The 19,674-nt window shown below is 58.5% G+C and carries 20 protein-coding genes; 5 read left to right on the top strand and 15 right to left on the bottom strand.

All coding sequences use genetic code 11. The annotated features are described in order from the left end of the window. Window positions 1-4: 4 nt before the first annotated feature. The 3 genes from ACN2XU_RS18945 to ACN2XU_RS18935 form a co-directional block, all read right to left on the bottom strand. The gene (locus ACN2XU_RS18945) at window positions 5-1,468 is read right to left on the bottom strand and encodes a TolC family protein (protein ID WP_027238592.1); all 1,464 of its coding nucleotides are present in this window, start codon (window positions 1,466-1,468) and stop codon (window positions 5-7) included. After that, window positions 1,468-1,689: a putative periplasmic lipoprotein gene (locus ACN2XU_RS18940; RefSeq protein WP_226892491.1), complete on the bottom strand. Its 222-nt coding sequence runs from the start codon at window positions 1,687-1,689 to the stop codon at window positions 1,468-1,470. Before ACN2XU_RS18940 ends, ACN2XU_RS18945 begins: the two co-directional genes overlap by 1 nt. Window positions 1,690-1,762: 73 nt before the next feature. Then, window positions 1,763-2,071, bottom strand: a complete 309-nt coding sequence (locus tag ACN2XU_RS18935) for a hypothetical protein (RefSeq protein ID WP_232367722.1) — start codon at window positions 2,069-2,071, stop codon at window positions 1,763-1,765. Between the two features lie 717 nt (window positions 2,072-2,788). On the opposite strand from ACN2XU_RS18935, the gene ACN2XU_RS18930 reads away from it, so the two are divergent. Next, window positions 2,789-3,493 carry a hypothetical protein gene (locus tag ACN2XU_RS18930; protein WP_237455014.1) on the top strand — a complete coding sequence of 235 codons (705 nt, stop codon included), beginning with the start codon at window positions 2,789-2,791 and terminating at the stop codon, window positions 3,491-3,493. Window positions 3,494-3,504: 11 nt separating this feature from the next. Here the strand turns inward: ACN2XU_RS18930 and ACN2XU_RS18925 are convergent, their stop codons facing one another. The 5 genes from ACN2XU_RS18925 to ACN2XU_RS18905 form a co-directional block, all read right to left on the bottom strand. Next, on the bottom strand, window positions 3,505-4,830 hold the full coding sequence (locus ACN2XU_RS18925) for an APC family permease (protein ID WP_096873520.1): 1,326 nt from the start codon (window positions 4,828-4,830) through the stop codon (window positions 3,505-3,507). A gap of 48 nt (window positions 4,831-4,878) precedes the next feature. Further along, on the bottom strand, window positions 4,879-7,167 hold the full coding sequence (locus tag ACN2XU_RS18920; protein ID WP_394379490.1) for a copper-transporting P-type ATPase: 2,289 nt from the start codon (window positions 7,165-7,167) through the stop codon (window positions 4,879-4,881). A 135-nt stretch (window positions 7,168-7,302) separates the two neighbouring features. Continuing rightward, window positions 7,303-8,223: a prolipoprotein diacylglyceryl transferase gene (gene lgt, locus ACN2XU_RS18915; RefSeq protein WP_058123688.1), complete on the bottom strand. Its 921-nt coding sequence runs from the start codon at window positions 8,221-8,223 to the stop codon at window positions 7,303-7,305. A 105-nt stretch (window positions 8,224-8,328) separates the two neighbouring features. Further along, window positions 8,329-8,715, bottom strand: coding sequence for a DUF302 domain-containing protein (locus ACN2XU_RS18910; protein WP_046212135.1), 387 nt, complete (start codon window positions 8,713-8,715; stop codon window positions 8,329-8,331). Window positions 8,716-8,856: 141 nt separating this feature from the next. Next, window positions 8,857-9,465 carry an EF-hand domain-containing protein gene (locus tag ACN2XU_RS18905; RefSeq protein WP_237455013.1) on the bottom strand — a complete coding sequence of 203 codons (609 nt, stop codon included), beginning with the start codon at window positions 9,463-9,465 and terminating at the stop codon, window positions 8,857-8,859. A gap of 397 nt (window positions 9,466-9,862) precedes the next feature. Between ACN2XU_RS18905 and ACN2XU_RS18900 the strand changes: the two genes are divergently transcribed. Then, window positions 9,863-10,420 (top strand): hypothetical protein, encoded by a 558-nt coding sequence (locus ACN2XU_RS18900; protein ID WP_233486466.1) that lies wholly within the window; start codon window positions 9,863-9,865, stop codon window positions 10,418-10,420. Between the two features lie 87 nt (window positions 10,421-10,507). Here the strand turns inward: ACN2XU_RS18900 and ACN2XU_RS18895 are convergent, their stop codons facing one another. From ACN2XU_RS18895 to ACN2XU_RS18880, 4 genes are all read right to left on the bottom strand, one after another. Beyond that, window positions 10,508-11,173, bottom strand: a complete 666-nt coding sequence (locus tag ACN2XU_RS18895) for a L,D-transpeptidase (RefSeq protein ID WP_024099381.1) — start codon at window positions 11,171-11,173, stop codon at window positions 10,508-10,510. Between the two features lie 42 nt (window positions 11,174-11,215). After that, entirely contained in the window at window positions 11,216-11,701 is a 486-nt protein-coding gene (locus ACN2XU_RS18890; protein WP_040104428.1) for a disulfide bond formation protein B, read from the bottom strand. Between the two features lie 140 nt (window positions 11,702-11,841). Continuing rightward, the gene (locus ACN2XU_RS18885; RefSeq protein WP_092465203.1) at window positions 11,842-13,104 is read right to left on the bottom strand and encodes a multicopper oxidase family protein; all 1,263 of its coding nucleotides are present in this window, start codon (window positions 13,102-13,104) and stop codon (window positions 11,842-11,844) included. Window positions 13,105-13,229: 125 nt separating this feature from the next. Further along, window positions 13,230-13,811: a L,D-transpeptidase gene (locus tag ACN2XU_RS18880; RefSeq protein WP_082645005.1), complete on the bottom strand. Its 582-nt coding sequence runs from the start codon at window positions 13,809-13,811 to the stop codon at window positions 13,230-13,232. Between the two features lie 179 nt (window positions 13,812-13,990). Between ACN2XU_RS18880 and ACN2XU_RS18875 the strand changes: the two genes are divergently transcribed. Both ACN2XU_RS18875 and ACN2XU_RS18870 read left to right on the top strand, forming a co-directional pair. Then, window positions 13,991-14,917, top strand: coding sequence for a DUF305 domain-containing protein (locus ACN2XU_RS18875; protein WP_306434225.1), 927 nt, complete (start codon window positions 13,991-13,993; stop codon window positions 14,915-14,917). Further along, window positions 14,839-15,603, top strand: a complete 765-nt coding sequence (locus ACN2XU_RS18870) for a MauE/DoxX family redox-associated membrane protein (protein WP_170863239.1) — start codon at window positions 14,839-14,841, stop codon at window positions 15,601-15,603. The genes ACN2XU_RS18875 and ACN2XU_RS18870 overlap by 79 nt, the downstream gene beginning before the upstream one ends. Window positions 15,604-15,624: 21 nt before the next feature. Here ACN2XU_RS18870 and cueR read toward each other — a convergent pair whose 3' ends face one another. After that, window positions 15,625-16,023: a Cu(I)-responsive transcriptional regulator gene (cueR, locus tag ACN2XU_RS18865; RefSeq protein WP_058123691.1), complete on the bottom strand. Its 399-nt coding sequence runs from the start codon at window positions 16,021-16,023 to the stop codon at window positions 15,625-15,627. 12 nt (window positions 16,024-16,035) lie between these two features. Further along, window positions 16,036-18,546, bottom strand: coding sequence for a heavy metal translocating P-type ATPase (locus ACN2XU_RS18860; protein ID WP_058123748.1), 2,511 nt, complete (start codon window positions 18,544-18,546; stop codon window positions 16,036-16,038). A 152-nt stretch (window positions 18,547-18,698) separates the two neighbouring features. Between ACN2XU_RS18860 and ACN2XU_RS18855 the strand changes: the two genes are divergently transcribed. Then, window positions 18,699-18,899, top strand: a complete 201-nt coding sequence (locus ACN2XU_RS18855) for a heavy-metal-associated domain-containing protein (protein ID WP_024099389.1) — start codon at window positions 18,699-18,701, stop codon at window positions 18,897-18,899. A gap of 42 nt (window positions 18,900-18,941) precedes the next feature. Here ACN2XU_RS18855 and ACN2XU_RS18850 read toward each other — a convergent pair whose 3' ends face one another. Further along, the gene (locus ACN2XU_RS18850; RefSeq protein WP_058123692.1) at window positions 18,942-19,673 is read right to left on the bottom strand and encodes a DsbA family protein; all 732 of its coding nucleotides are present in this window, start codon (window positions 19,671-19,673) and stop codon (window positions 18,942-18,944) included. Window position 19,674: the final 1 nt, after the last annotated feature.

Below are 19,674 nucleotides of genomic sequence, written 5' to 3'. Positions count from 1 at the left end.
CCTTTCAGTGTCCTGCGCCGCCACCGGCGGCAAGTGTCGCGCCTTCTCCACCAGCACCGCCACCGCCTTCGCCGCCGCCATAGATCGCAGCGGTCAGATCAGCCTGTGCCATGTAGAATTCGCGTTTTGCGTTTGCCGCTTCCAGTGATGCGCCCAGTTTCTCGCGCACGTCTGTCAGCAGCTCGAAAGTGTTGGTGATCATGCCGTTATAAGACAGCAGCCCCTCTTCTTCGACGGTCGTGCGTAGCGGCACCAGAACGTCGCGATAGTGGCGGGCGATCTTATACGCGGCGTGATAGGAGGCTTCAGCACCACGCGCTTCGGACCGGACGTTGACGGCTCTTTCTGCCAGCACGTTGGCTGCTTGCAGGTACGACAATTCCGCCTTGCGCATCCGTGCCTTCCCGGTGTCGTAGATCGGGATTGCGAACTCCACCTCCACCTGAGGGGTGGTCACGGTCTCCGTTTCTCCGTCCTCAATTTCCCGCTCCGCTTCGAACCCGGCAATGAATTCGAGATCGCTGATAATGCGAGTCTGATCAGTCAGACCAAACGCCTTGGCCTGTGCTTCCAGGCCAAGTTTGGCAACGCGCAGATCAACCCGATTTCGCAATGCTTTCGCTTCGATGTCAGTCACACGGCCGACGGAACGCGGCAGCGCGGGAAGAGCATCGGGCACATAATAGTCGACTTCGGTGCCCCACAGCCCCATGAGCCTGGTCAGCTGCTCTTTGGACCGGGTAGCATTCAAGCGTGCCTGGGCAAGTTGTCCGGCGAGTTCGGCATTGAATGCCTGTTCACGGGCCTGCCCGGCTGTGTTAAGCGCGCCGGTCTCGCCCAGTCTCATCGCTAATTCCGATCCGGCGTCAGACGTCGCTTTCGCACGGCGGAGATAACTCACAGCCTCGAAGGCGGCTACGGCATCGACCCATGCCTTCCGCGTCTGATTGGCCAGTGCGAGTGTGTCGTTCACGGCGCTCAGTTGAGCCTGCCGGAAGTTTGCGTCTGCAATGGCCGTACGCTGCTTGCGAGTGGTGGCATCGAGCACGTTCGACCGGATCAGTCCCTCGATCGCCCTGTAGGCACCCAGTTCGGGCGCACCGATGCCCAGTATACCAATCGACACGATTGGGTTTTCCGGCATCGATTGCTGCCAGGCCTCTGCGGCAGACAGGCCGACGTTTGCATAGGACGCCTGCAACCCTTTGTTGTTCAGAAGCGCGACCTGAACGGCGGTGTCCGCCGAAATGGTCTTGCGGTGCACCATTGCGTGCACCTGCTTCTTCAAGGCCTCGTTTTCGGCCTGGGTTTCGGCGAAGGCTGTCCGTTTGCCGAGGGCTGGTGTGACCTGGCTGGAAATATTGGCGAAGCCAGCTTTTGGTTCCGTGTAGATGCCCGGCACAGCGGTAGCACAGGCACCCAGGATTAGCGGAAAGCCGAAAACCAGCGGAAACTTCGATACCCGCATCAGTTGCCCTCCGTCTGTTCTTGATTGACGGAACGCCAGTCGCGGGGACCTGTAGGGCCGCGATAGGTGTAGCCCGCCAAGGGGTCCTGATAGCTGATCGGCGATGAAACTGCCGTGTTGACGACGGCCTGTTGGGTCGCGACGGACGGCAACGGGGTGGGCTCATAGGCGCATGCGCCAAGCCCGAGGGCCGAAGCCCCCATAAGTAGATGAATTTTCATGAAAGTAACCTGATTGGTGAACGTTGTCTCACGCAGACTCTGCGCAAGGCTCACACCCGTTTTGGGCGTCGGTTCAGATCAGGAATCGAGGGGGCCGCAGGAACCCTGCTGTTTCCACCGAATACGTTTGACCGTCGAGAATGACATATTCACTTGTACCAACCGGCTCTGCTTCGATCTTGGTGTCTTCGAGGAAGACGACAGAAATACAGATACCGTTGCAACACTCTTGGGATTGTTGCTCTTTGCCATCCTTGTCGGACGCTGCGATGTCGCTTGCGACCCTAAGCTTCTCATGCGCGTGATGCGCATCGCTTCCGGTGTCATGAGTCATGGCGGCACCAACGACAACAATAGACTTGGCTTGATGTCCGTCATGCATGCCGGACGCCGCGTGAGCGGCAGAAGGTGGTGAAAATACCAAGGCTAACGCAAACGCAATGCATGTAAACGTCTTGAACCAGCATGATATGAAAACTCGAAAGCTCATGCTCTAGATATCGGATACCGAAGCAATCCAGTCAATCCGTCCTGCGCAGGAAGGTTTGTCGCTTTTTTGTGAAAAAGGCGAGATTCGGCCGCTGCCGTCAGAAAATGTTGCATATCAGAAACATATAAAGAGCCAATATTCCCCTCCGGTCAGCGGAGCGATGCTGACGCGTCTTGTGCTACCGAACTTCAGCCAGCTTCTCAGACCTGTAGCCCGCGTCGCTGATCGCTACCGCCAATGCAGTTTCATCCAGAGTGCTGTCGACGCCGACGATAGGTGCAGTCAGATCGCACGAAACTTTTGCATCTGGGTCGGCAGCCATGATGGGCTTTTGCATGGAAGCGGCACGATGGCCGCGATCTCCGCGCAGATTGCAATAGACCCTGAAAGGAGTCCGCCCACTCGGATAGGAATATTCCGTTCTGAAAATTACCGCCAGCGTAAGACATGCAGAAAAGCTACTTTCCAATGCTATCAACATTTCCGCAACTAGGTCCGGCAGTAACCTACCATTTGTTATGTCGCTCGGCCTGCAGTCGAGACATGGAACGCGGTTCAGGAGATTTCGAAACTTAAATTTCATTCGTCCCAAAGACCTGGAGCGAATGCTTGGTTCCCAAACGCAGGTTCAACATCCTCGATCTCAAGCCGTATATGTGCCAACGTTCTAACATGCAGAGGTTTTTCTCCGTCGACATGCCCGGTGTTCAATTTGTGAGCATTGTCTTGGCATTCAGCCTCGCAGCGTTACTGGCGGTCCTCTGCCTTTATATCTTGCTTTCGCCGGGCTTTGCAGCGGCTCTTGCCGCCGGCGGGCCATCGCTGGCCCGCTTTCTGAGGCAAGTTACGACCAACGGTCTGCCCGTAGTTTTTGCCATAAACTATGTCAGTTTTTTTCTTTTCGCGGTGATACAGAAACCAAAGGTCGCCCGCCGAGATACGGCGTTTTTCGTGCTGGTGGATATCTTGCTCAGAGCCATTCTCTTTCCAAGCCTCCACGCACTGATCTACGTTTTGTCTGCCGACTGGTTCGAGTCATTCGGGGGCAGTCGTGCAACCGCGTTGTCGGTCGTTGCCCCAACCCTTGCGCGTTCGGCGTTTTTTGAGAACATCTCCGGAGTTTATCTTTATGCGACAATGATCAGCGCGCTGCCGCTATATGTTTCAGCTTTCGGGCAGTCGGAATTTCTTGGACCGACCGTTCGTCGCTTGCCAATAAAAGCGGGCTTGATGCTGCTCGCCTTGTTTGCGTTTGCCCTGTCGGTCGGATTGATCGCAATCGGTGCACAAGGCATCGCATTCCTTCAGGGCTAAATGATGGCTGGCTATTCACCGTGGGAATGCGCGGCCTGAGGTGCCAACCATCGCGACAAGTAAACGCGCTCGAAAGCGAAGACAGCGATCATTCCGACAGCCGCATACAGAACGATCATCGGGTCGCTTTGAAGCTTCATCACGGTGAAAGCTGCCAGTACAACTACATCGAGCGCCAGGGCAGTCAAAAGCACGATACCTGAGGCGCCGACGTCTGCTCGACGATAGTGGAACACGCCCCAATGTATGATCATGTCCATGACGAGGTAAAAGAAGGCACCGAGGGATGCGATCCGGCCTAAATCAAAGAGCACGGCCAACGTCGCTGCGATGACGACAGTATAGACCAGGGTGTGGCGTTGGATGGGACCTGGCATACCGAAGTGGCTGTGCGGGATCATTTCCATGTCGGTCAGCATCGCCAGCATACGCGACACCGCGAAGACGCTGGCCAGAACGCCGGACGCCGTTGCGACAGCGGCCAGGATCACCGTGAGTATGAAGCCGGTTTGTCCAAGGGCGGGCTGCGCCGCCTGTGCCAGCGAATAGTCACGCGCTGAGATGATCTCCTCGATCGTGAGACTCGAACCGACCCCGTAGGCGACCAACAGGTAGACGACGACGCAGATTCCGATCGAGAACATGATCGCTCGGCCAACATTGCGATTTGGTTCAGTGATCTCGGCCCCGCTGTTGGTGATCGTGGTGAACCCCTTGAACGCGAGGATGGCCAGCGCCGTAGAGGCGATGAACCCCGTGAGCCCGTAGGATTGAGAGGTCTCGGACGCAGCGGCGAACGCAAAACCACTAGACCACAGGGCCGCGATGCCAAACAGAGCTATGCCTCCAATCTTGATCGCTGCCATGATCAGCGAGAACAGCCCGACCGAGCGATTTCCGGCGATGTTCACCAGAAAGGCGAAAACGATCACGGCCACGGCCAGGGCGGGGACCAGTGGGCCGCCTTCGATATCGAAAGGGCGCAAGACATAGGTGGCGAAGGTTCGCGCGACGAGGCTTTCCGCGATCACCATGCTGAGCGCCATCAGCAGCGCGGCACCGCCCGCGATGGCTCCGGGGCCATAGCACTTCTGCAGGATCATGGCGATGCCACCCGAGGACGGCCATTTGTTCGACATCCTGATGTAGCTGTAGGCGCTGAAGCTTGTGACGACCGCGCCGGCGATGAATGCAAGCGGGAAAAGCGGGCCGGCGAGCTGCGCGATTTGCCCCGTCAACGCAAAGATTCCGGCGCCGATCATCACGCCTGTTCCCATCGCAATGGCTCCGCCCAGACTGATGGAATCTTCGCGGTACGTTTCTTTTTCGCTCTGCATAAATGGTCCCCTTTTAATTTTGGTTCGTCCGAATGCTGTTGCGCGCTTCTAGATACGAACGCCGCGAAGGCGCAGCGAATTGAGCACCACCGAGATTGACGACGCGCTCATGGCGAAGGCAGCAAACATCGGACTGATGAGGATGCCAAAGAAGGGAAACAGAACTCCCGCCGCGACCGGCACGCCGGAGGCGTTGTAGATCAGCGCGAAGAACAGGTTCTGGCGGATGTTGCGCATAGTGGCCCGGGCGAGCCGCCGCGCACGCACGATACCGTCGAGGTTGCCCTTGACCAGCGTGATGCCCGCGCTTTCGATGGCCACATCGGCGCCAGTGCCCATGGCGATGCCGACATCGGCTTGTGCCAAGGCCGGCGCGTCGTTGACGCCATCCCCGGCCATCGCGACCCTGTGACCCGCCTCTTGCAATTCACGGATGATCCGCGCCTTGTCCTCCGGCAGCACGTCGGCCCGGATCTCATCGATGCCGAGCCGTGCGCCGATGGCGTTGGCAGTGCGTTCGTTGTCTCCGGTCGCCATGATGACGCGGAACCCCAGTTCATGCAGGTCCTTGATGGCCGCAGGTGTGCTCTTCTTCACCGGATCGGCGACAGCGACAAGACCTGCAATGTCGCCATCCAGCACCACGAACATTACCGTCTCACCTTCGTCGCGGCGGGCATTGGCCTTGGCGGTCAACGCGCCTGCCTCGAGCCCTAGTTCGCGGATCATCGCCAGATTGCCGAGCGCCACCGCTTTGCCGCCCACAACACCCTTGACGCCCTTGCCAGTGATCGCCTCGAAGTCCCGAGCATTGTCCATTTTGACATCTCGCTCCTCCGCACCCCTGACGATCGCTTCGGCCAAGGGGTGCTCCGATCCGCGCTCAAGCGATGCGGCGAGACGCAAGACCTCGGCTTCGTCGTGGCCGGGTTGCGGGAGTACGTCGACAAGCCGCGGCTTGCCTTCGGTCAACGTGCCGGTCTTGTCGACGATCAGGGTATCGACTTTCTCGAACCGCTCCAGCGCCTCGGCGTTCTTGATTAGGACCCCTGCCTGAGCGCCCCGTCCTGTCGCCGTCATGATCGACATCGGTGTCGCCAGGCCAAGCGCACAAGGACAAGCGATGATCAGAACCGCCACTGCCGAAATCAATGCGTAGGAAAGCGCAGGCGCGGGCCCCCAGATCGCCCAGGCGATGAAGGACAGGACCGCGATACCGATGACGGCCGGAACGAAATATCCCGCCACCTTGTCGGCATATTTCTGGATCGGGGCGCGCGAGCGCTGCGCGTTCGACACCATCTCGACAATTTGAGCCAGCATCGTGTCGGACCCGACACGCGTCGCCTCCATCACCAGACTGCCAGTGCCGTTGATCGTCGCACCAGTTACCGGGTCGCCTTCGGTCTTCTCGACCGGCACAGGTTCACCGGAGATCATGCTTTCGTCGATCGAGGACCGGCCGTCCAGAACCACGCCATCGACAGGAACCTTGTCACCGGGCCGTACGCGCAGCCGGTCGCCGACCTGTACGTCCTCCAGCGGGATCTCCTCTTCGGAGCCATCGTCCCGCATGACCCGCGCGGTCTTGGCGGCCATATCGAGTAGCGCACGGATCGCCTTGCCGGTTCCTTCACGTGCGCGCAATTCCATCACCTGACCGAGCAGCACGAGCGTCACGATCACCGCCGCCGCCTCGAAGTAGACGCCGACATGGCCTTCGGAGTCTCGGAACCCATCAGGGAATATGTCCGGTGCGAGAACGGCAACGACGCTGAAGAGCCAGGCGGCAAGAACGCCCATGCCGATCAGGGAGAACATGTTGAGGTTCAATGTGCGGAACGAAATCCATCCGCGTTCCAGAAACGGCCAGCCGCACCACAAGACCACTGGCGTTGCCAGGATCAATTCGATCCATTGTGTGGTGCCTTCGCCAAAAAAAGTCCGGACTGCGGGGAAACCGACGAATGGCCCCATCGTGAGGACAAGGAGCGGGATCGTCAGGACTGTGCCGACCCAGAACCGCCGTGTGAAATCCACCAGTTCGGGATTTGGACCTTCATCGCCCGGCACACCGGATTCCAGTTCCAACCCCATGCCACAGATCGGGCACGCGCCCGGATCAGGCTGCCGCACCTGAGGGTGCATCGGGCAAGTGTAAATGGGACCATCATGCCCTTGGGGAACCAGATCATATCGTCCATCCGCCGGCGCGGCACCTGCTTGGTGGTCGTGATGATCATGTGCTGAATGGACCTCGAGCTCCGATTCCGGCACGAGATGCATCCCGCATTTCGGACAATTGCCGGGCTCAACCTGCCGCACCTCAGGGTGCATTGGGCAAACGAATACCGAAGAAGCTGCTGTGGTTTCAGAACTGTCGGGGGTGCTCATTTTGCGGTCCTTTCCGAGAATGCTTCTCTTGCCTAAGGCTTCCATCCACAGGAGGGTCAAGAGAGATCAGTATGGTGATTACATTGCGGATCTGCGGGGTGGCGCTGTCCGGCCCCGTTCCCGTCGGGCGAGCACGATCAACGCCAGCCCGACCAACACCATCGGCATGGAGAGCAACTGGCCCATCGTCAAACCCCACTCACCAAAATGGAGCGCATGGCCAATCGGGTTGTCCGCCGTCACAAACTGTTGGTCCGGTTGCCGGAACATCTCGACGAAACTTCGGGCAAGACCATAGCCGGTCAGAAACACGCCAGCCAAGGCACCGGGCATTTTCAGCCAGCCCCGGCCCCAAGCGAGATAAATGAGCAGCATTCCAAGAATGAGCCCCTCCAATAGCGCCTCGTACAGCTGGGACGGGTGTCGGGCGCAGAGGCCGCTAATCCCTGGGCAGGCCTGCGCGACTTCGCCGGGAAAGATCACCGCCCAGGGAACGTCCGTCGGCCGCCCCCACAGCTCGTTGTTGGTGAAGTTCGCCAGCCTCCCAAGAAACAAGCCTGGTGGTGTTGTCAAAGCCAGCAAGTCGCCAGTGCTGAGCAATGACGCGTTTTGTCGAAGGCAGAACAACAAGGCCGCGATGACAACGCCCGCGAAGCCCCCGTGGAAAGACATGCCGCCTTGCCAGACCATCAGAATCTCCAAGGGATTGGCGAGATAATATGCGGGCTGGTAGAACAGTACAAAGCCCAGGCGACCACCAGCAATCACGCCGATGATGATCCACGTCAGAAGATCTTCGATCTGCGTCCGGTCAAGCGGCGGTCCAACTGATGTCCAGAGCGCGGGACGGCTTATGGCACTCAAACAAATGCGCCAGCCAATCAGGATACCGAAGATATAGGCTAGCGCGTACCAGCGGAGTGCGAATGTGACCCCCCCGATGTCGAAGGAGAAGAGGTCGGTTCCAATATCCGGAAATGGCAATCCCGCTGGCAGCACTGGGTCAGTTCCTCATCAGGAATTTACGTGGGGATTAGATGGCATTAATCGAGCACCGCCAATGGCGCTGGCTCTGCGACAGGGCATCCAACGCCCATCCCGCCATCACGCGGTGTCGAGGGCGTCCCGCAGGAGATCGCGGACTTCGCCGGCGACCGCGTCCAGGTCTTGGTTCTGCACCGCCTGCATCGAAGCGACAGGATCGACCGCGCTGACCTCGGTGTCGCCGTCCACTTGCCGCAGGATAACATTGCAGGGAAGCATCGCACCGATGCGAGGCTCGATCTCGATGGCTTTGTGCGCCATGCCCGGATTACAGGCCCCCAAGATGCGGTAAGGCGGCATGTCCGCATCAAGTTTCTTTTTCATCGTCGCTTTGACGTCAATCTCAGTCAAAACGCCGAAGCCCTTGTCTGCCAAAGCATCCCGAACACGCATCTCTGCGTCATCGATTTTGGTGTCTTTCAGGACGCGATCATAGGTATAGGCCATGGGAATTTTCCTTTCAGTGTCTCTATTTGTTGGCATACCGAGGCTAAACGGTTCAGGTCGCGGTTCGGTTCAATGTCCCGACCGCGAATGGTTTTGGCGTTGTGAGGACGGGTGCCGGAAAATAAACCGGCACCCATTGGCTCAGTTGTCCTGCATCATGGAGCCGTTGCCCATGCCCTGACCGTTGCCGGGCCGCGCAGGCGCATCTGCCATATTCGACCGCATCATCTGCATCCGCTCCATCCTATCGGCAGGAGCGGCCATCTCTTCCGGCGTCACCGCGCCGTCGCCATCGGCATCGAGGTGTTGGAAACGATCCACCATCATTTCGCGGATCATTGCGCTGTGGAGAGCTTCAAACTCGGTAATCGAGAGGTTTCCATCCCCATCGCTGTCAAACTCGGAAAGCTTGGCCTGAAGCCGCGTGCGCATTTCTTCCGGCGTGGTTGTGCCGTCTCCATCAGTGTCGAACATTTGCATCATGCCGGCACCCATGCCTGGGCCCATCATACCACTGCCCATGCCTGCGCCCATCATGCCGCCGCCCATCATGTTCCCGTGCATGCGCTTCATCATGTCCATCATTCCGCCCATGTTCGCCATCATGCCCGGACCACCGTTCTGCATCATGCCTGCCCCACCTTGGGCACCAAGCTGCCCACCGTGCCCATGGTTGGCATCCGCGAAGGCCGCGCCACCAAAGGCGGTTGCAGCCAGGGTCATTGCAGCGAGTAAAGTGTTGCGTTTCATTTCGATCACCTCGTGTCAGTGTTGCGATACCCACTATATGGGATGCACCTGCAGATGCGGAATAACACGCGAGCCGGTGTTTTGTATCGCGAGGTCACAAAGGCGGGGTCTGTTACAAACTGCGACAAATCAATTCGGGGCGAACGCTCCTCTTCATCTAAGACATGCGATATCCAGAGAAAAACCTGTCGAGGAGTCGTGTACCAACTGACACCGAAACCATGTTTCGGTGGAAGTGAAATTCGGAAGAGTTGGTGTCGAGAGTGGCAGAGGCCCTGATGTTCCCGAAAATTCAGTCATTCAACCCATGGCAGGAGGCTGCAAGTTGCTCTTTTTGAACCGCATTTTCTTGGTGCTTGCCTTGGTGATTTTGGCGGGGTGCGGTGCAGGAAACGACATGCGCCCTGATGCTTCAGCCGAAGTCATCAGTAGTGCATCCTACAGTCACGACGGACCGGCCGCGTTGACGCTGTACACTATGATCAATAACAGGTCCGGGGCGGGTGCGCATACCAGCGTCATGATCAATGGGTCGCAGCGCGTTATCTTCGATCCGGCAGGAACGGTCCGGCTGAGCGCGGTACCGGAACGGGGAGATGTGCTTTATGGCATTACTCCACAAGTGGCCGATTTTTACGCACGGGCTCATGCACGGGAGACCTACCATGTCGTCATACAAGAGATCGATGTGTCCCCCGAAGTCGCGGAGCGCGCCTTGCAACTTGCATTGGCAAACGGTCCGGCTGCTTCAGGCTTTTGTAGCGTCAGTACTTCTGCGATCCTAAGGCAATTACCAGGATTTGAATCCATTGGACGCACATTTTTTCCAAAGCGCCTGATGGCGGATTTTGGCAAGTTGCCGGGCGTGCGAACCACAAAGCTGTTCGAGAACGATGAGGACGACAAATCCGTAGCGATCGCACAGTTCGAAAATTCACTTGCGACGCGGCCTTGAGTGTTCGTCCAACAATTCGTTGCAAGTTGTCCCTGCACGACGCGGTACTCGGCGTGTGAGCCAAAGATTCTCTGTCCTACGAATAGGTCAGCTTCGAGCGGTAACGCTGTCTTCGGCCGAGTAAAGGAACGCCGTCGATCCGACAGCGACATTCGGATAGAGATCATTGATATGGGCCATCACCATGCGCACGCATCCCGAACTGGCCCGGCCGCCAATGCTGCGAGGGCTCGGCGTTCCGTGAATTCGAAGGTACGTATCCCGATCTCCGACGAATAGATACAAAGCCCTGCTGCCCAAGGCATTGTTGGGGCCGGGCTCCATACCGTCGGCAAACCGCTCGTAAGCCTCCGGATCGCGTTCGATCATTGACTGTGTTGGCGTCCAGTGCGGCCATTCGACCTTTCGGCGGATCGTATAGGTGCCGGGTTCATAGAGATCGCCCTTGGCAATCGCGACCCCGTAGCGCATCGCGGTGCCATCTTCCTCGATATGGTACAGATAGCGCGCGATCGCATCGACGTGAATGTCACCCGGGCGCAAACCGTCATTCGCCAAAACGCGTTGCGGCAGCAGCCTGGGATGCAGCCCCCATGGGTTGGTTGTTGCCGGGTCATAGTTGGCGGGCGTGACCTGCGCATCCCAAGCTGCTTTTTCGGCTGTTGTCGGCCAGGTCTTAGCGAATGCTGGCGAACTCAGAGAAGCTGAAAACAGCGAGCCGGAAAGTGCAAGGAAGTGTCGTCTTGTAACCATGAAGCGAAGCCCTTTGTTTGTTTTCGATGAATGCGAGACGATTCAAGAAACGTCCGCGACCCCATGCCATCGACCCTTTTGATGTCTTGCGATCGCGACCAACCAGAGGCAAGCAAGGACACCGCTTAGGATCGCGTTCCAACTCGCCATGGACAACGTCAGAAATTCCCAGACAACCTCATTGCACAGAACAAGAGTGGACGCATTTGAACTCGCAGAGGGCAGCAATTCCGATACCGACATTTGGGAAACATCGAGGCCGGATCCCGTGCAAGAAGTCGGTCCCTCCCACCAGCCGCGCTCGACACCGGTATGAAACATTCCCAACGCGGATGTGCTGAGTGCCGACAGGGCACCGATTATCAGGATTGGCAAAATCGGCAGAGCAAAGAGCAACAGAGCGCCCATTCCAATGGCGATTGCGTGTGGGTAGCGTTGCCAGATGCACATTGCGCACGGCGCGTACCCAAGAGCCTGGAAAACGAAGGCCCCTAACAGCAAGGCGGCTGATCCTGCCGCCGCAGTCATGCCGAGAGATTTTGGTGTCAGGGTCAATGAACGCTCCCGTTGGCAATCGATGGACCTGTTTCTCGCTTGTCAGGTTACGTAGACGGCAAAAGGCCTGTTATCATTCAGAGATTTGTAACGGTATGTATCCGTCTCGACCCTCAGCCGACTCTGATCCACGTTGCCATACCGTCGGCTTGGTGGCTCAACATGTGGCAATGCAGCATCCAGGATCCCGGATTGTCCAGGACGACGAGAATATCCCGCGTCTCGCCGATATCCAGGAAGGTCGAGTCCCGGTATGGACCGGCTTCCCCCGCCGCATCGAGTTCCCAGAAATGGTGGCCATGCAGATGCATGACGTGTGGAAACCCGGTTTCGTTGCGGATTGAAATGCGCACGGTCGTCCCCCGCGCGACGGATAGGAAAGGGGTTCGAGGCAGTCCAGATACGTCATTGAGCGCCCATGTTCCAGTGCCGTTATGGGACGCGCTTCCCGCACCTCCCTGGAGCACCAGCTCCGCGGTTTGGCCGGGGTCTTGCGGGGCGGGCATTCGGTTGGCGGGCAACGCGGTGATGGGCACTTTCGCAGGGTCACGAGAGCCGGAAACAGCGATTTCGCCAAGGCTCAACGTCCACTCTCCAAAGCTGTCGTCGAATCTAATAGGCCCGGTCGCATCACCAATCACATCGCATCTTTGCCCCGGAGCTAGGAGGATGGGTTCGAGTGTCTGTGGCTGCGCCAGGGGCATACCATCCAGTGCAACGATCTTGCCTGCCAGACCGTCCAGCCCGACACGGTAAACCCTGTCGATAGAGGGATTTATCAGGCGCAAACGCAGGCGGTCGCCTTGTCTCACATTCTTGCTGGTTCCATTGGAAACAAGCGCCGTGACCGTATTGCCGATACGGCCCTCGGTCGCGAAATGAGCCGGGTTGAACCCTTCGTCGTACTGTCCGGACTGATCCAACAAGACATCGAAGAACTGAACAACAATGTCATGGTCGACAGCCGGCGCATTTTGCTCCTCGACGATGAAGGCGCCGAAAAGGCCGCGGCTGACCTGATCGTAAGACAGGTAATGCGAGTGATACCAATACGTGCCGGCATCCGGGACGCCGAATTGATAACGATACGTGTCGCCCGGAATGACCACATCCTGAGTGAGAACGTTGACACCATCCATCCGATTTGGAACCCGCAACCCATGCCAGTGAACAAGAGCGCCCTCCTCCAATCGGTTATCGAGGGTAATGCGGGCGGTTTGTCCTTGTCGCATTCTGACTTCTGGGCCCGGCAGACCACCGTTGAAGCCCAACATCGACACGTCGTACCCAGCAAGGCGCGCCTTGATCGATTGGGGCGCGAGGATCAACTCGCGTGTCGCTGCTGGCAAGCGGGTACCAGCCAGCGCAACGGTCATCCCGCCAAGGAAAGACCTCCGGCTCAAAGACAATTCCGTCACCTCATGAATGATGGACTGGCTTTCGCCAACTGCCGCACTTGTGCCATTTCCGGAAGAGGAACTTCAAGGCGACAGAACGCTCCTCACGCCGTTGTCACTTTGGGATACAGGAAGACGCGGGCGCCAATTTCTACGCGATCATACAAATCTTTTACGTGTTCATTCGTCAACCGCGCGCATCCATTCGACACGGCCGATCCAATGGTTTCCGGAGCGTTGGTTCCATGAATACGAAGATAGGTATCGCGTCCCTCATCATCATAGAGATACAGCGCGCGGGCCCCGAGCGGGTTGTTTGGCCCGCCTTTCAGCCCATCCTTGTACTTCGCGTATTTGCGTGGCTCGCGCCGGATCATGGCGTTCGTTGGCCGCCACCATGGCCATTTGGCCTTGCGCGCTACCGTGAACTCTCCGGGTTCGTACAAACCTTTGCGCCCTACCCCGACCCCGTAGCGGATCGCCATCCCGTCCTCGAGCATGAAATAAAGGAAAAAATCGTCGGGAACGACGTGGACATCGTCTTTAACCCAGTCACCACGACGGGTGTTTACCAATTGCGGTTCGAACCGTTCGGGCAATTTGACTTTGTGGGCCCAGGCAATTGTGGGCAGAAAGCAACCCATCGCTCCGGCACAAATCAATTCTCGTCTCGTGAAATTCTGCATGGCGCGATCTCCTCGGACCCATGAAAATTCAGTGCGCGTCAGGGGCAAAGAAAAGAAGCCGTGAACCGGGGCAAACGACGCGCCTTTGTTGCCTTGAAACTACGAAAATTCGCGCTTTTGGAACTCTCCAGCGCTGGAATGTTGTTGTTTTACAGAGAACTGCAAGGAGGTGACTGGAAATGCACTACTCACGGTTCTTTATGATGATCGGAACATCGACCGTGGTCATGTTCGTTCTGATGTACCTGAACACCTATCTTTGGGGCCATATCTTCTTTTCGGAGACACGCCTTTACATGGCCATCCTGATGGGGGCGACCATGGCCGTGATCATGTTGGCGTACATGTTGTCCATGTATCAGAACACCAAAGCCAACATCGCGATCTTCGGGGGCGCCATACTTGTCTTTGCGGCAAGCCTCTGGCTGGTACGCGGGCAATTTACGGTGCAGGACAGGTCCTACATGCGCGCCATGATCCCGCACCACTCGATCGCCATCATGACGTCGACTCGTGCCGAGATCACCGACCCGCGCGTCCGGGGGCTCGCAGACGACATTATCTATGCGCAGGACAAGGAAATCGCCGAAATGCGCTACCTCATTGCTGACATTGGCGCAAACGGTGAGGCATCGGCCACGCCGACCGGAACGCCGGTACAGGTCGTGGATGCGCAACAGGCGCTTCAAACGGAGGTCGTGTCAAAAATCGATCCCGAGTTTCTGACGGAAGACGAAATCGCAGCGGTGTTCCCGAATGGTGGAGACTGCCGATTTGCCTACACCTCGGACAGTCCAGCCGTGCTGGTGACCGGTGAGACCGGCGAAGGGACTGGGGCCGCGATGAAGATCAGCGGTGACCTGGTGCGCCTGGATGCGCAGGGCGAAAATGCGTTTTCTCAAGGCCCGCTATCGGCCGAGATCGTAGAGACAGACGGTGACCTGACCGATCTGATCGTCAGCGCGGAACCGACTACGAAGCCGGGTTCCGTGGTCAATTCACCTGCGCCGGATAAGGAGGAAAGCATATGCCCCGGGACACAGACAGTAAATCCGCGCAGCTTTATCGCATGGTCATGCCGGGCCATGTCTGCCCCTACGGTCTGAAATCGAAAGACCTGCTGGAGCGGCAAGGCTTCGAGGTGGAAGACCATCCGCTTGAGACCCGTGAAGACACCGATGCTTTCATGGAGAAGCACGGGGTCGAGACGACGCCGCAGACCTTCATCGGCGGAGAACGGATCGGCGGCTACGATGATCTCAGGGTGTTCTTTGACATCGACCCACCCGAGGAAGAGCAAAGCGACACGACCTACCAGCCGGTCATCGCGATCTTTTCCGTCGCCGCGCTATTGGCACTGGGCCTGTCTTGGCACCAGTACGGGTCGGTCTTTACCTTGCGCGGGTTCGAATGGTTCATTTCGCTGTCCATGACCATTCTCGCGATCCAGAAATTGCAGGATGTCGAAGGGTTTTCGACGATGTTCCTCAACTACGATCTGCTGGCGCGCAAATGGGTACGATACGGCAAGCTTTATCCGTTCGGCGAAGCGTTGGCAGGTGTCCTGATGACTGCCGGCGCGCTGCTGTGGCTCTCGGCGCCTGTCGCCCTGTTTATCGGCACGGTCGGCGCTGTCAGCGTATTCAAGGCTGTCTACATTGACAAGCGGGAGTTGAAATGCGCCTGCGTCGGCGGTGACAGTTCCGTCCCGCTGGGGTTCATTTCGCTGACGGAAAACCTGATGATGATCTTCATGGGTATCTGGATGCCGGTCCGCGCAATTTGGTTCTGAAACGTGCCGAACCGGCATCGATTATTCGGACATTCGTACAGGTGAGAGATCTGCGAGGATCGGGCAATCCGGACGATGATCCCCGGCACATTTCTCCACAAGCTCGGTAAGCGTCGTTCTCATGGATTGCAGTTTCTCTATCTTCTCCTCGATCTGGCGAAGATGGTCTTCCGCAACCGTTTTCACCTGAACGCTTTCGCGGTTTTCATCCTCGTAGAGAGCCAGAAGCGTCCTGCAATCTTCGATGGTGAACCCCAAGGCCCGTGCTCGACCGAGAAACGCCAGCTTGTGAACGTGGTTCTCGGTGAATGCGCGATAGCCGTTCTCACTTCGGTTCGGGCGGATCAGCCCGATTTCCTCGTAGTAGCGGATTGTTTTTGGGGGCACACCCGATTGTCGGGAAACGTCTCCGATGTTCATGTCGAACCTCCGTTATTCTGCTGGAGCAGGAGTGACAGCTGCCAGCTCTGCCGGGATTGCGCGCTGCTCGTCCATCGCCGGCGCGATACCTCGCAGGCGCAGGGCATTGGTTAGAACGAACACCGAGGACAACGCCATCGCGCCCGCCGCGAGAATTGGTGACAGGAGCAGCCCAAAGGCCGGATAAAGCACCCCGGCGGCGACCGGAATCAGCGCGACATTGTAGGCAAAGGCCCAGAACAGGTTCTGCCGGATGTTTCGCATGGTTCGCCGCGACACTTCGAAGGCATTCACCACGCCGCGCAAATCGCCGGACATCAGGACGACATCCGCGGACTCGATGGCCACATCAGTGCCGGTGCCAATGGCGATACCCACATCGGCATGCGCCAGCGCCGGGGCGTCATTGATCCCGTCGCCGACAAAGGCGATGCGCTTGTTCCCTTCGCGCAAACCGTCAAGCGCCGCGACCTTGCCGTCTGGCAGAACGCCGGCAACGACATGGTCGATGCCGGTTTCGCGGGCGATGGCTTCGGCGGTTTCGCGTTTGTCCCCTGTGATCATCGCAACCGCAAGACCCTTCTCGTGCAGCGCTGCGATGGCTGCGCGGCTTGCCGGTTTGACCGGATCGGCGACGCCGATCACGGCGGCGACACGTCCATCTATGGCAGCGTAAAGCGCCGTGCGACCCTTGCTTGCGATCTTCGTTTCCTCTGGAGTCAATGCCGAGACGTCAATGCCTTCGCGCGCCATGTAGCGGTCGGCCCCAACCAACACCTCCACGTCTTCGACCACGGCGCGCACGCCGTAACCTGTGACCGATTGAAAGCCTTCGGCCCCCGCAAGAGGTGCGCCCTCGGCCCGCGCGGCACGGACGATGGCGTCCGCGACAGGATGCTCGGAGAGCGACTCCACGGCGGTGATCTTCGAGAGCGTTGTTGAACGATCGAACCCTTCGGCCAGCACCAGGTCAGTCAGTGCGGGTCGCCCCTCGGTCACCGTGCCTGTTTTGTCGAGGGCGACCACATCAACGGAATCAAGTTGCTGCAAGGCGTCGCCCTTGCGGAACAGGACACCCATTTCCGCAGCACGTCCCGTCCCGACCATGATCGAGGTCGGCGTCGCAAGCCCCATCGCGCAGGGGCACGCGATGATCAGCACCGACACACCGGCGATCAGCGCCATTGTCAGGGCCGGATCAGGCCCGAAAACCAGCCAGACCAGCACGGTCGCCGCCGCGATCGCCATGACGGCAGGTACGAACCAAAGCGTGATCCGGTCGACCAATCCCTGGATCGGCAGCTTGGCGCCCTGGGCCTCTTCGACCATGCGAATAATTTGCGCCAGGGTTGTGTCGGCGCCGACCCGGGTGGCGCGGAATTGCAGACTTCCGGCACCATTGACCGTCCCGCCGGTCACCGGATCTCCGGCACTTTTTTCAGCGGGAATCGGCTCGCCTGTCAGCATGCTTTCGTCGACGCGGCTGGTCCCCTCGATGACCTCGCCATCAACCGCGATGCGTTCACCAGGGCGCACGATGACGATGTCACCCTGAACTAGCGCATCGATCTCGATCTCTATGCTTTCACCGTCCCGCATCACGCGTGCGGTCCGCGCCTGAAGCCCCAGCAGCTTCTGGATGGCCGCGCCCGTTCTCCCCTTAGCGCGCGCTTCAAGAAAACGCCCCAGCAAGATGAGGACGACGATGACCGCTGCCGCCTCGAAGTAGACAGAGCGCAGCGTGTCAGGCAAGGCCGATGGTACGAATGTCGCAACTACGGAATAGAAGTAAGCCGCCCCGGTGCCGACCGCGACGAGGCTGTTCATGTCGGGCGCGCCCCGGAATAGGGCCGGGAAACCCTTGGTGTAAAACGTCCGGCCCGGGCCGAAGAGAACGATTGTCGTGAGAACGAATTGAAGAAGCCAACTCGTCTGCTGACCAATCGTGGTCTCGATAAGCATATGAACGGCCGGAATGACGTGGCCACCCATCTCGATCAAAAAGACCGGCAAGGCGAGGATGGCTGCAAAGGTGACCCGTTTGGCAAGCGCCAGAGCCTCTTCCTCCTTGCGCGCAACCCTGTCGTCACCGGCTTGGGCCGTTGCCACGGTGGCCGGATACCCTGCCGCGCCGCTTGCATCGATCAGATCGGATGTCGTGACAAGACCTTCGACGTAAACCACCGTCGCCGTCTCGGAGGCGAGGTTGACGTTCACCTCGACCACCCCGGGCACCGCGGCAAGCGCCTTGTCGACCCGCCCGACACAAGAGGCACAGGACATGGCCGCAATCGTGAGTTCGGCCCTGACCGTCCGCGCAGGGTAGCCCAGCTCGCGGAGAGTTTCGATGACTTCCGGAACGCGCTTGAGCGCGTCCACGCTCATACGCGCGGTTTCGGATGCAAGATTCACCGACACATCCTCTACGCCGTCGATTGCATTCAATGCGCGATCGACCCTGCCGACACAGGACGCGCATGACATGCCTTCGATCGGCAGGCTGATCTGTTTGGGTTCGGGCATATGTTTCACCTGTTTTTCCATTCGAGGTGGAATGTAGGGCTTCCAGTAACTGGAGGGTCAATGGGAGGGCGCCAAATAAATTTCTTCTCTTGACCTTCCAGCGCGGGGAAGCCCCATGTCACCGGCAGAAATCAGATCAAGGAGTGGTTCCGATGAAGTTCAGCGTTCCGGACATGAGCTGTGGGCATTGCACCGCAGCAATCGAAAGCGCAGTGAAAACCGCAGATCCGAATGCAGGCGTAGAATGTGACCTTTCTGCCCGACAAGTGCGTGTCGACAGCGTGTTACCAGCCGATCAGGTCCAAGCGATCATTCGGGATGCGGGCTATGACGTGGAACCTGCGGCCGCTTGATGCAGTGCCCGGACCACCCAGGGGCGGTCCGGGCAAGAACTTTCAGTCTTCGTCTTTGCGGGCTTCTTCGACCAAGTCGGCAAGCTGCGCCTTTTCGACAAAGCCAGGCACCAGCGCGTCACCGATCACGAAAGACGGCGTGCCGTTGAAGCCCAGAGCTTGGGTCAGTTGCATGGATGTCGCAATGTGCTCTTCGACCTCGGGGGCCTCCATGTCCTTGCGCAACTGCGCGATATCCAGGCCGATCTCCTCGGCAACGCGCAGCACGGAGGCCTCTTCCGCGCGGCCTTCCAGCCCCATCATCGCCCAGTGAAACTCTTCGTATTTGTCCTGCTTGCGCGCTGCCAAGGCCGCTTTCGCGGCGAACACCGATCCGTCTCCGAGAATGGGCCATTCACGATAGACGAGGCGAATGTTTGGATCCTCTTCGATCAAAGCCCGCACCTCGGGTTTGACCCGCCGACAATAGGGACAGTTGTAGTCGAAAAATTCCACAACGGTGACGTCCCCTTCCGGGTTGCCGAGAACCGGCGCATTCGGATCGTTCTCGATCAGATCGCGCTGGTCATTCAGAACTTGGGCCTGACTGAGCTCCTGCGCTTGCGCCTGCCTCTGTTCGAGGATCGCCACGGCCTCCATGACAATCTCCGGGTTCTCGCGGATTGCCTCGAGCACAAGTTCCTTGACCCGGGACTCTGACAGTTCGTCGGCGAGTACCGGTATCGGAAGCAAGGCAGCTATCGCGACAGTCGTGAAGGCTTGTCTGAAACGCATT

Source organism: Pacificoceanicola niger, from assembly GCF_048553275.1.
In the GTDB taxonomy this organism is placed as follows: Bacteria; Pseudomonadota; Alphaproteobacteria; order Rhodobacterales; family Rhodobacteraceae; genus Pacificoceanicola.
This window is presented reverse-complemented; position numbering and strand designations above follow the sequence as displayed.

What these genes read in the sequence shown, in the direction of transcription:
- ACN2XU_RS18945 (WP_027238592.1), bottom strand. Translation starts at nt 1,468, where the DNA reads ATGCGGGTATCGAAGTTTCCGCTGGTTTTCGGCTTTCCGCTAATCCTG.
- ACN2XU_RS18940 (WP_226892491.1), bottom strand. Translation starts at nt 1,689, where the DNA reads ATGAAAATTCATCTACTTATGGGGGCTTCGGCCCTCGGGCTTGGCGCA.
- ACN2XU_RS18935 (WP_232367722.1), bottom strand. Translation starts at nt 2,071, where the DNA reads ATGCATGACGGACATCAAGCCAAGTCTATTGTTGTCGTTGGTGCCGCC.
- ACN2XU_RS18925 (WP_096873520.1), bottom strand. Translation starts at nt 4,830, where the DNA reads ATGCAGAGCGAAAAAGAAACGTACCGCGAAGATTCCATCAGTCTGGGC.
- ACN2XU_RS18920 (WP_394379490.1), bottom strand. Translation starts at nt 7,167, where the DNA reads ATGCACCCTGAGGTGCGGCAGGTTGAGCCCGGCAATTGTCCGAAATGC.
- ACN2XU_RS18910 (WP_046212135.1), bottom strand. Translation starts at nt 8,715, where the DNA reads ATGGCCTATACCTATGATCGCGTCCTGAAAGACACCAAAATCGATGAC.
- ACN2XU_RS18905 (WP_237455013.1), bottom strand. Translation starts at nt 9,465, where the DNA reads ATGAAACGCAACACTTTACTCGCTGCAATGACCCTGGCTGCAACCGCC.
- ACN2XU_RS18900 (WP_233486466.1), top strand. Translation starts at nt 9,863, where the DNA reads ATGCGCCCTGATGCTTCAGCCGAAGTCATCAGTAGTGCATCCTACAGT.
- ACN2XU_RS18895 (WP_024099381.1), bottom strand. Translation starts at nt 11,173, where the DNA reads ATGGTTACAAGACGACACTTCCTTGCACTTTCCGGCTCGCTGTTTTCA.
- ACN2XU_RS18890 (WP_040104428.1), bottom strand. Translation starts at nt 11,701, where the DNA reads ATGACTGCGGCGGCAGGATCAGCCGCCTTGCTGTTAGGGGCCTTCGTT.
- ACN2XU_RS18885 (WP_092465203.1), bottom strand. Translation starts at nt 13,104, where the DNA reads ATGACCGTTGCGCTGGCTGGTACCCGCTTGCCAGCAGCGACACGCGAG.
- ACN2XU_RS18880 (WP_082645005.1), bottom strand. Translation starts at nt 13,811, where the DNA reads ATGCAGAATTTCACGAGACGAGAATTGATTTGTGCCGGAGCGATGGGT.
- ACN2XU_RS18875 (WP_306434225.1), top strand. Translation starts at nt 13,991, where the DNA reads ATGCACTACTCACGGTTCTTTATGATGATCGGAACATCGACCGTGGTC.
- ACN2XU_RS18870 (WP_170863239.1), top strand. Translation starts at nt 14,839, where the DNA reads ATGCCCCGGGACACAGACAGTAAATCCGCGCAGCTTTATCGCATGGTC.
- cueR (WP_058123691.1), bottom strand. Translation starts at nt 16,023, where the DNA reads ATGAACATCGGAGACGTTTCCCGACAATCGGGTGTGCCCCCAAAAACA.
- ACN2XU_RS18860 (WP_058123748.1), bottom strand. Translation starts at nt 18,546, where the DNA reads ATGCCCGAACCCAAACAGATCAGCCTGCCGATCGAAGGCATGTCATGC.
- ACN2XU_RS18855 (WP_024099389.1), top strand. Translation starts at nt 18,699, where the DNA reads ATGAAGTTCAGCGTTCCGGACATGAGCTGTGGGCATTGCACCGCAGCA.
- ACN2XU_RS18850 (WP_058123692.1), bottom strand. Translation starts at nt 19,673, where the DNA reads ATGCGTTTCAGACAAGCCTTCACGACTGTCGCGATAGCTGCCTTGCTT.